8 protein-coding genes are annotated in these 8,428 nt (G+C 48.0%); 1 reads left to right on the forward strand and 7 read right to left on the reverse strand.

What is annotated here, in order from left to right; translation table 11 throughout:
* The first annotated feature begins 220 nt into the window (after window positions 1–220).
* Window positions 221–1,171 carry a transporter substrate-binding domain-containing protein gene (locus EV207_RS14410; protein ID WP_243647087.1) on the forward strand — a complete coding sequence of 317 codons (951 nt, stop codon included), beginning with the start codon at window positions 221–223 and terminating at the stop codon, window positions 1,169–1,171.
* Between the two features lie 51 nt (window positions 1,172–1,222).
* Here EV207_RS14410 and EV207_RS14415 read toward each other — a convergent pair whose 3' ends face one another.
* The 7 genes from EV207_RS14415 to EV207_RS14445 all read right to left on the reverse strand — a co-directional run bounded on the left by EV207_RS14415 (window position 1,223) and on the right by EV207_RS14445 (window position 8,207).
* The gene (locus EV207_RS14415; protein WP_165886957.1) at window positions 1,223–2,125 is read right to left on the reverse strand and encodes a C39 family peptidase; all 903 of its coding nucleotides are present in this window, start codon (window positions 2,123–2,125) and stop codon (window positions 1,223–1,225) included.
* Window positions 2,126–2,287: 162 nt separating this feature from the next.
* The gene (gene rbsB / locus EV207_RS14420; RefSeq protein WP_132746858.1) at window positions 2,288–3,211 is read right to left on the reverse strand and encodes a ribose ABC transporter substrate-binding protein RbsB; all 924 of its coding nucleotides are present in this window, start codon (window positions 3,209–3,211) and stop codon (window positions 2,288–2,290) included.
* Between the two features lie 54 nt (window positions 3,212–3,265).
* Window positions 3,266–4,201 carry an ABC transporter permease gene (locus tag EV207_RS14425; protein ID WP_243647088.1) on the reverse strand — a complete coding sequence of 312 codons (936 nt, stop codon included), beginning with the start codon at window positions 4,199–4,201 and terminating at the stop codon, window positions 3,266–3,268.
* 1 nt (window position 4,202) lies between these two features.
* Window positions 4,203–5,693 carry a sugar ABC transporter ATP-binding protein gene (locus EV207_RS14430; protein WP_132746859.1) on the reverse strand — a complete coding sequence of 497 codons (1,491 nt, stop codon included), beginning with the start codon at window positions 5,691–5,693 and terminating at the stop codon, window positions 4,203–4,205.
* A complete protein-coding gene (rbsD, locus tag EV207_RS14435; protein ID WP_132746860.1) occupies window positions 5,693–6,088 on the reverse strand; it encodes a D-ribose pyranase in 396 nt (131 codons plus the stop codon). The genes EV207_RS14430 and rbsD overlap by 1 nt, the downstream gene beginning before the upstream one ends.
* 230 nt (window positions 6,089–6,318) lie before the next feature.
* A complete protein-coding gene (gene rbsK, locus EV207_RS14440; protein ID WP_132746866.1) occupies window positions 6,319–7,209 on the reverse strand; it encodes a ribokinase in 891 nt (296 codons plus the stop codon).
* Window positions 7,210–7,223: 14 nt separating this feature from the next.
* Window positions 7,224–8,207, reverse strand: coding sequence for a LacI family DNA-binding transcriptional regulator (locus tag EV207_RS14445; protein WP_132746861.1), 984 nt, complete (start codon window positions 8,205–8,207; stop codon window positions 7,224–7,226).
* Window positions 8,208–8,428 lie beyond the last annotated feature (221 nt).

Raw genomic sequence — 8,428 nt, forward strand, 5'->3', positions numbered from 1 at the left:
GAAGGCTCTTTCTCCGGTCCGCGGGCACGATTCGGCTACTTGCGTTCCCCTCCATACCGCTTTTTCCGGACTTCGGCACGATTAGCCCACTTCCCGCCCTCTCCCAACCTTTTTTCTTGAAGGAATACAGCTATATGCCCGAGAATTTAAAAAGGCATAAGGAAAACCCCGGCACCCAGGTGCCAAAAGCAATAAAAATCTATTTTAGGAGGGCGAAGCATTGTTAAAACGAAGGATCGTTACATTAATAACAGTCTTATTTATCTTATGTGGAGGATTATGGGCTTGGGGCAGCTTGCCGCAAGCTAAGGCTTTCAAGGGGGGCGGTGACACAGCCACAGTAGAATTAGACGGTCAAACCGCCGGCGGTTTGGAGAAAAACGGCACGGCTTATATTCCTGTGGACGAGGTCGGGAAAGCCCTTGGTCGAAACGTCAGCAAAAAGGACGGAAAATACCTGATCCAATCGAGGCTTGACCGGATTTTAAAAAAGGGTGTGATCCGGGTCGGCACAACGGGGGATTATAGACCTTTTACTTATTATGATCCTGAAAGCAAGACCTATGAAGGCTATGATATTGACGCCGCAAAAAGGCTTGGGAAGGATCTGGGCGTTAAGGTTGAATTTGTGAAAACATCCTGGCCGACTCTTATGGAGGATTTGCGCCACAACAAGTTTGACATCGCAATGGGCGGGATCAGCAGAAGTCTGGATCGCGAAAAGAAAGCCCATTTTTCCAAGCCGTATATTGACTTCGGAAAATCGCCGTTAATCCGGAAAGAGGACAAGGATAAATACAAGAGCCTGAGCGATATTGATCAGCCCGATGTCACAATCGGCGTTAACCCAGGCGGCACTAATGAAAAATTTGTTAAGGAACATATCAAGCAGGCTAAGGTGAAGGTTGTTCAGGATAACTTGGACATTCCGAAAATGGTGGCGGAGGGTAAAGTCGATGTGATGATCACGGACAGCGTTGAGGCCAGGTATTACGCCAGCCGTGATCCCCGTTTGTATGCTGCGCTGACGGATCACACCTTTACAAAAAGCCAAAAAGGTTATTTGATGCACCGCGGCGACCCTGACTTTCAAAATTGGATAGACCTTTGGGTAGCTGAAATGAAGCTGCAGGGCGAATTCGATAAGCTTGAAGCGAAGTGGCTTGAATAAATAAATGACCCCTGGCACCTGGGGGTCAGGCCCCGAGGGGTCAGACCCCTATTATTTATACGAAATCGCTTGATTGCCGAATTGCTTCCATCCGGTGATGAAGTCGGCTTTGTTCGTCCGGCTGTTTTTTGCATCGGCGAGCGGATCATTGAAGTAGACGTATTGATTGTCATAGCCTGTGATCAAGACCGAGTGTTCGTGATATGTAATCCTGACATCGCCGCTCTTGGTGTGCCATGTTTGCCATTCCTCGTCCGGAACACGTTGATAAGTGCTCGTGACCACGACCCAGACCGGATGTCCCGTGTCAACTTGTTCCTGAACGGCATCCCAGTCCTCCCCGGTCATATCGACAACGCGATCTCCGAGATAATCTCTGGCTAGATTTGCGATTGGGCTGTGAAAGACTCCGAGACCAGGCTTGTCAAATGTGTACATGTTGCCGACAAATCCGTCATTCGGGTGACCTCTTAAGCCATTTTCTTCAAACGGGACTTTCCTTATTTGTTTTGCGAGCGACATGTTGTCCGCGTTCTTGCCGGCGTATTGCAGCATCATGGCAAGGCTTGTGACCTCGCATCCCCGCGGCAACTCCGGCATTTGCTTTATAAATGGTGCGTTGATCGGTTGATAATTTTTCACAATAGTCGATGACACCCACCCTTCTTGGTTACCATGATATGTCACATGGTACCATGGTTTGTTTCCATTCATCACCTTTTCAAAAGCATTCACGCGATCCCCGCCCGCAATGCCGCCGATCATCTTGTATTCGGTGCCGGGGCCGCCTCTGACAATCCCTGAACGGACCGATGTCTCAAATGTTTTGTTAAGCCGCCCGGTCACCTGTGCATGGGCTTGTCGCGTTCCGGCAAAAGGGGTTGTTGCATCAAAACTGAGAGATAGAGCTACAAAAGGAACACATACTAATATAGATACGACGAACCGCTTCATAAACCTCTCCCTATCCTTCGAAATATTTTCTCTATTAAAATATCTATCTCTCATTATTTCATATCGATTTTGCGGGAAAGGCTACGAACGGTTAACAATTATGTTACAAGTTTTTCAGGGGTCTGACCCCTCGGGGTCAGACCCTTTTTTTACTCTCCTTTTTTACTTCACCAGCTTCAGTTCGACCGGGATGAATTTAGGCAAGTCTTTTCCGTCCGCGGCTTTTTTGGCTGCATCGATGGCTTTTTGGCCGATGAGCTTTGGCTTCTGAGCGATGGTGGCGGCCATTTTGCCGTCTTTGACAGCTTGGATGCCATCTTTGGTGCCATCAAAGCCGATCACTTTGACGTCCTTAAGGCCGGCTTCTTTCAAAGCGACGATGGCGCCGAGTGCCATTTCATCGTTCTGGGCGAAGACGGCGTCAATATCACTGCCGGTTTGGATGATATTTTCCATGACGGACAAGCCTTTCGAACGGTTAAAATCTGCCGGTTGCTTGGCGATTACCTTGATGCCTTTGGCGTCTTTAATCGCCTCGTCGAAGCCTTTTCCTCTCTCATTTGCAGCCGATGAGCCCGGCACACCTTGCAGCTCAACAACATTTCCTTTGCCATTTAATTGGTCGATTAAGAATTTGGCGGCCATTTTACCGCCTTCCACGTTGTTAGACGCAATGTGTGTGGCAATTTTCCCTTTATCAGATTTCCTGTCAACGGTGATGACCGGGATGCCGGCATCATTTGCTGATTTGACGGCACCCGCGACCGCACTGGAATCTGTCGGGTTGATCAATAGGACATCGACATTTTTCTGAATAAGGTCCTCGATGTCATTGGCTTGCTTGGCAGAATCGTCTTGGGCGCTGACCGTAATCAACTTATAGCCATCTTTTTTGGCTGCTTCCTTCGCCCCTTCTTTTAGACTAACGAAGAACGGGTTGTTCAATGTTGAAACGGAAAAGCCGATTTTCAGCTCATTGTTCGAGCCCTTCTTCTCAGAATCGGACCCGGGCGGTTTTGTTGAACAGCCGGCAAGCAAAACAACACAAAGCAGACCAAACACAAGTGACTTAAGATATTTTCCCATTTGTAACATCCTCCTTAGAAATTATCCCTTCGTTAAACGGGGCAAAAATACAGTTTATTTGTTGCGGCGGTCGATCAGAACGGCGAGCAGGATCACACCTCCTTTAACGACTTGCTGGAAGAATGGCGAGACATTCAGAAGGTTCAAGCCGTTGTTAAGGACACCGATGATTAAGGCGCCGACCAACGTCCCGAATATCCAGCCGCGCCCGCCGACAAGACTTGTTCCCCCTAAGACAACGGCAGCGATAGCATCGAGTTCATAGGACATGCCGGCATTCGGCTGGGCGGAATTTAGACGCGATGTTAAAATCAAGCCGGCAAAAGCCGAGAGAACCCCCGTTATGATGTAGACCCAGATTTTCACCCGGCCGGCCTTAATGCCCGATAAAATCGAGGCTTCCTCATTGCCGCCGACGGCATAAATCCCGCGGCCAAACACCGTCTTCTTAAGGACAAATAAGAGAATGACAAAAGCAATCAGCATCCAGATAACCGGCAGCGGCACATATGAGATATAACCTTTGCCGATCATTTTGAAAAAGGTGCTGTCGCCGAGTCCCGTGATCGGGCGGCCGTCGGTATAGACGAGCGTTAAACCGCGAAAGATCGTCATGGTCGCGAGCGTCGCAATGAACGGTGCAACCTTCCCTTTTGTAATAACGATCCCGTTGATCGCCCCCATGATGCCGCCGGCGAGCAGCCCGATCAGAACAGCAAGGATCGGATCCATGCCGCCAGCCAGCATCTTAGCTGTGATCGCTCCGCCAAGCGCCAGAATCGAACCGACGGATAAATCAATGCCCCCGGTTAAAATCACGAGCGTCATCCCAAAGGCAATCAGAGCGTTGATTGAGACCTGGCGCAAGACATTTAAAATATTGTTGAGTGATAGAAAGCTTGGACTTAAGATTGATAGAATAATAACAATTAAAATCAGACCGATAAGCGGCCCCGCCGTCTGCAGCGTGTGCGTCCATTTCCTTGACACGTTATTCCCCTCCTGTCGCTGCCTGCATAATGTTTTCTTGGTTAGCATCCTTTTTATCAATGATCCTGGCCACCCTTCCTTCGTGAATGACCATGATCCTGTCGCTCATCCCGAGCACCTCTGGCAGTTCGGAGGATATCATGATAATGGCGACGCCTTGTTCTGTGAGTTCATTGATAATGTTATAGATTTCTTTCTTCGCGCCGATATCAACACCGCGGGTCGGCTCATCGAGAATCAGGATCTTTGGATTAATGCCGAGCCATTTGCCGATGACAACCTTCTGCTGATTGCCGCCGCTCAAATTTTTCACGTCCGCTTCCGGTGAATGCGTCTTGATATTCAGACGGTCAATAAAGTTTCGGGCGGATGCCTTTTCTCTTTTGCTTGAAATAATCCCTTGATTTGATAACGTTTTCAAATTAGGCAGCGACATGTTTTTCCTGACTGACATCCCGAGGATAAGCCCTTCGCTTTTGCGGTCCTCTGTGACAAACGCAATCCCCGCCTTTTTTGCATCAAACGGATTCTTGATTTTCACCTGTTTTCCTTCGATAAAAATCTTTCCGCCGGACTTAGCCCGGGCACCAAACAGCGTCTCAACAATTTCGGAACGGCCCGCCCCCATCAAACCGGCAACGCCCAGGACTTCGCCTTCTTTAACGGAGAAAGACACATTTTCTAATAAATCCGGCCCAGACAAGTCTTCAACTCTCAAAAACTCTTTACCTGCCGATTTGTCCCTGTCAGGAAACAGGTCGCCAAGCTCTCGTCCGACCATCATTTTAATAATTTCGTCCATTGTTGTGTCTTGAATCGGTTTCGTGCCGATGTATTTGCCGTCGCGCAGGACTGATATCCGATCGCACATCCGGAAGATCTCTTCCATTCGGTGGGAGATGTAGACGATGGCTACGCCTTGTTTTCTCAGGCCGTTCATGACCTTGAACAATGTCTCAATTTCCCGGTCGGTCAGGGCCGCGGTAGGCTCATCCATGATCAGCACTTTGGCGTCTGTCGCCAGCGCCTTGGCGATTTCCACCATTTGCTGATGACCGACAGATAAGTCGCCGGCGGTTTTCTCAGGCTCAATGGCAATACCTAATTGGCTTAAACGCCTTTTTGTTTCTTTTTTCATGGCTGCCGTCTTTAAAATGCCGGTTTTTCCATAAGTAAGCTGTTTTCCAAGAAACATATTTTCCATCACAGACAGATAAGGTATAATATTCAATTCCTGATGGATGACGCTGATTCCGGCGTGTTCCGCTTCCTTGGCATCTTTAAAATGGACGGTGGCGCCATTCACTTCGATCGTTCCGCCATCTTTCGAATAAATGCCGGTTAGAATTTTCATCAGCGTCGACTTGCCAGCGCCATTCTCACCCATAAGGGCGTGAATTTCCCCTGGGAAAATGTCAAGGCTGACATCATTCAACACTTTGTTGCCGGAAAAAGATTTACTGATGTTCGTCATGCTGATGATTGGTTTCATCAAAAAGTCACCCCTGCATGCAGAATGATATTGGCATAAGGCGTCGCTTCACCGGTGCGGATGACCGCTTTTGCCTTCTGTAAATTGGCCTTCAGTTCTTCGTGTGGCAGATGCTCTATCGGCGTTTCCTCAAAAAATTGCGTTAAATGGGCCGCAACCTGTTTGTTAGCGGACTGTATTTCCTCTGCAAGCGTCACCTTTTCAATCACCATATCGGCCGCTACCTCCTTCAGCGTTTCCACGAAGTTCGGATAGCCCTTCCTGATGGCCACATCGATTTTCGTCACATGATCCGGAATCGGCAGGCCGCAATCGGCGATCACAATCGTATCCGTGTGGCCAAGATGTGCCAGAACTCCAGCAATTTCACTATTTAAAATTCCTGTTTTTTTCATTGTGGTGGAGGGGGGGTCTGACCCCGAGGGGTCAGACCCCTTCTTTACCTCCCTTCGTTAAAGCATTCACAAACATGGTTAAAATCGCAAACTGTTTGCCCGTCACACAGCTCTGATTTTGTCTCAACATCAACATAAAGTTTTTCCATCATCGATCCCAGTATCAACGTCAAGTAATACTTTTTTCATTGCTTTCACCTCTTATTTTTTGGGGGTCTGACCCCGAGGGGTCAGACCCCTTTTTTCAAAAACGCCTCTACCTCATCAGCTGTCGGCATGCCGGATTGGGCGCCTAATTTGGTGACGGCCAGGGCACCGACAGCATTGGCGGATCGGCAGGCTTCTTCAAGGGAAGCGCCTTTTGCAACCTGAACGGCCAGGGCACCGTTGAAGGCGTCGCCCGCGCCGGTCGTGTCAACAACGGAGATCGCATACCCGGGTACAATGGTTTCTTTTCCATTTTTGAAAATGGCGGTTCCCGCCCCGCCCTTTGTTACCACAAGCTTATTTTTAAGCACCTGAAGGTCACCTTGATAATCCCTTTTTAACTGATCATATTCATGTTCATTTGGCGTTATCAGATCAGCGCTGTTGATCAGCTGATCAGGCAATCCTTGAATTGGCGCGGGGTTCAATACGACCTTTACACGATGTTTCTTAGCCAGTTCGGCGGCTTTAACGACAGCCTCAAGCGGTATTTCCAGCTGCAGCAAGACGACATCACTTTCGGCAATGAGCGCTTCAAATTTGCTGATATGATCCGCGCTGAGATCGTGATTGGCCCCGGGAACGACGATGATGCTGTTATCCCCTTCAGCGAGTGTGATCGCTGCAATTCCGGTTTGTTGATGTGTAACCGGTTCCACATAATCTGCAGCAATGCCTTCTTTTTTCAAATTGGCAGTCAGCTGTTCGCCAAATAGATCATCGCCTACACAGCCGATCATATTCACCTTGGCACCTAGCCTCGCCGCCGCCACCGCTTGATTGGCGCCTTTCCCGCCAGGAATCATGGAAAAATGGCTGCCCAGCAGGGTCTCGCCGGCTTTGGGCCTCATGTCTGATTCAGTCACCAAATCCATATTAATGCTTCCGATCACCGTTATAACTGGTTCATTCATCATTTGACTCTCCTTCACGTCCTTTTCGTGGAACCCCGTATGATAAGATCGACGGGATATTCTTTAAAACTTTCGCTAATCTGTTTCTTTTCAATAAGATCAATTAACAGTTCCGCGGCCGCCTCGCCAATTTGATAGATCGGCTGTGCAAGGGTCGACAGCTCAGGGTGTGTCGTCTCACACATATCTATGCCATCGAAGCCGATCACCGCTAGTTCATCCGGAATTGAAATGCCCAGTTCGTGAGCTGCCTTCAATACACCAGTTGCCATGAGATCATTCCCTGCAAAGATACCATCAATTTCGGGGTGATTCCGGAGTAATTTTACTGCAGCATGGTATGATTCCTTTGTTGTGTAGTTGCCATCCACCACAAATTCCGGCGTGAACCAAGGTTCTGTCCCGACAATGTCAAGGTAGCCTTGGCACCGCTCATTTGCGTTGTCCACATGTTCCGGTCCTTTAATATGAGCAATTCTTTGGCAGCCGATCCCTTTCAGATGATTAACCGCAGCCTTTGCCCCTTTTCTATTTTGCACAACAATTGTTGGAACATCCGCATGGATCGCCCGGTCGACAACGACAATCGGCTTATCAAGCAACTTGATGTGTTCAATCGGCAGCGTGTTTGTCGCCATGATAATCCCATCAACATACTTTTGTTCCAAAATATCCAGATATCTTTGTTCCTTTTCTGGCTTTTCATCAGAATTCCCAAGGATAATCGTATAGCCTTTTTCATTCGTCACATCCTCCACAGCACGGGCGAGCTGGGGGAAGAATGGGTTAGTAATATCAGGAACGATCAGCCCAATCGTCTTTGTTTGTTTTTTAAAAAGGCTTCTGGCAACGTTATTTGGTTTATACTTTAACGCATCCATGGTTTCCAAAACCTTTTTCCTCGTCTCATCATTCACATAACCATTGCTGTTTAACACTCTTGATACTGTTGCAACCGAAACACCAGCTTTCTTAGCAACCTCTCTCATCGTGGCCATATTGCAGTTCACCTCATTTATGTAACCGGTTACACTCATTGTAAAAAAATTTAAAGTTTATTGCGGTATATTGCCAATCTGCCTCTAGCCTTTTGCTATTAAGGAAAACAGGCTACATAAAATGTCTTATCACATCATTATGTAACCCGTTACAGAGTATTTTAGACCTCCGTGTTTTGTTTGTCAATAAACAATTTTAAATTTTCAAAGCGCCTCATGAC

Origin of the sequence: Scopulibacillus darangshiensis (assembly GCF_004341035.1) — a bacterium.
GTDB classification, from domain to species: domain Bacteria; phylum Bacillota; class Bacilli; order Bacillales; family Sporolactobacillaceae; genus Scopulibacillus; species Scopulibacillus darangshiensis.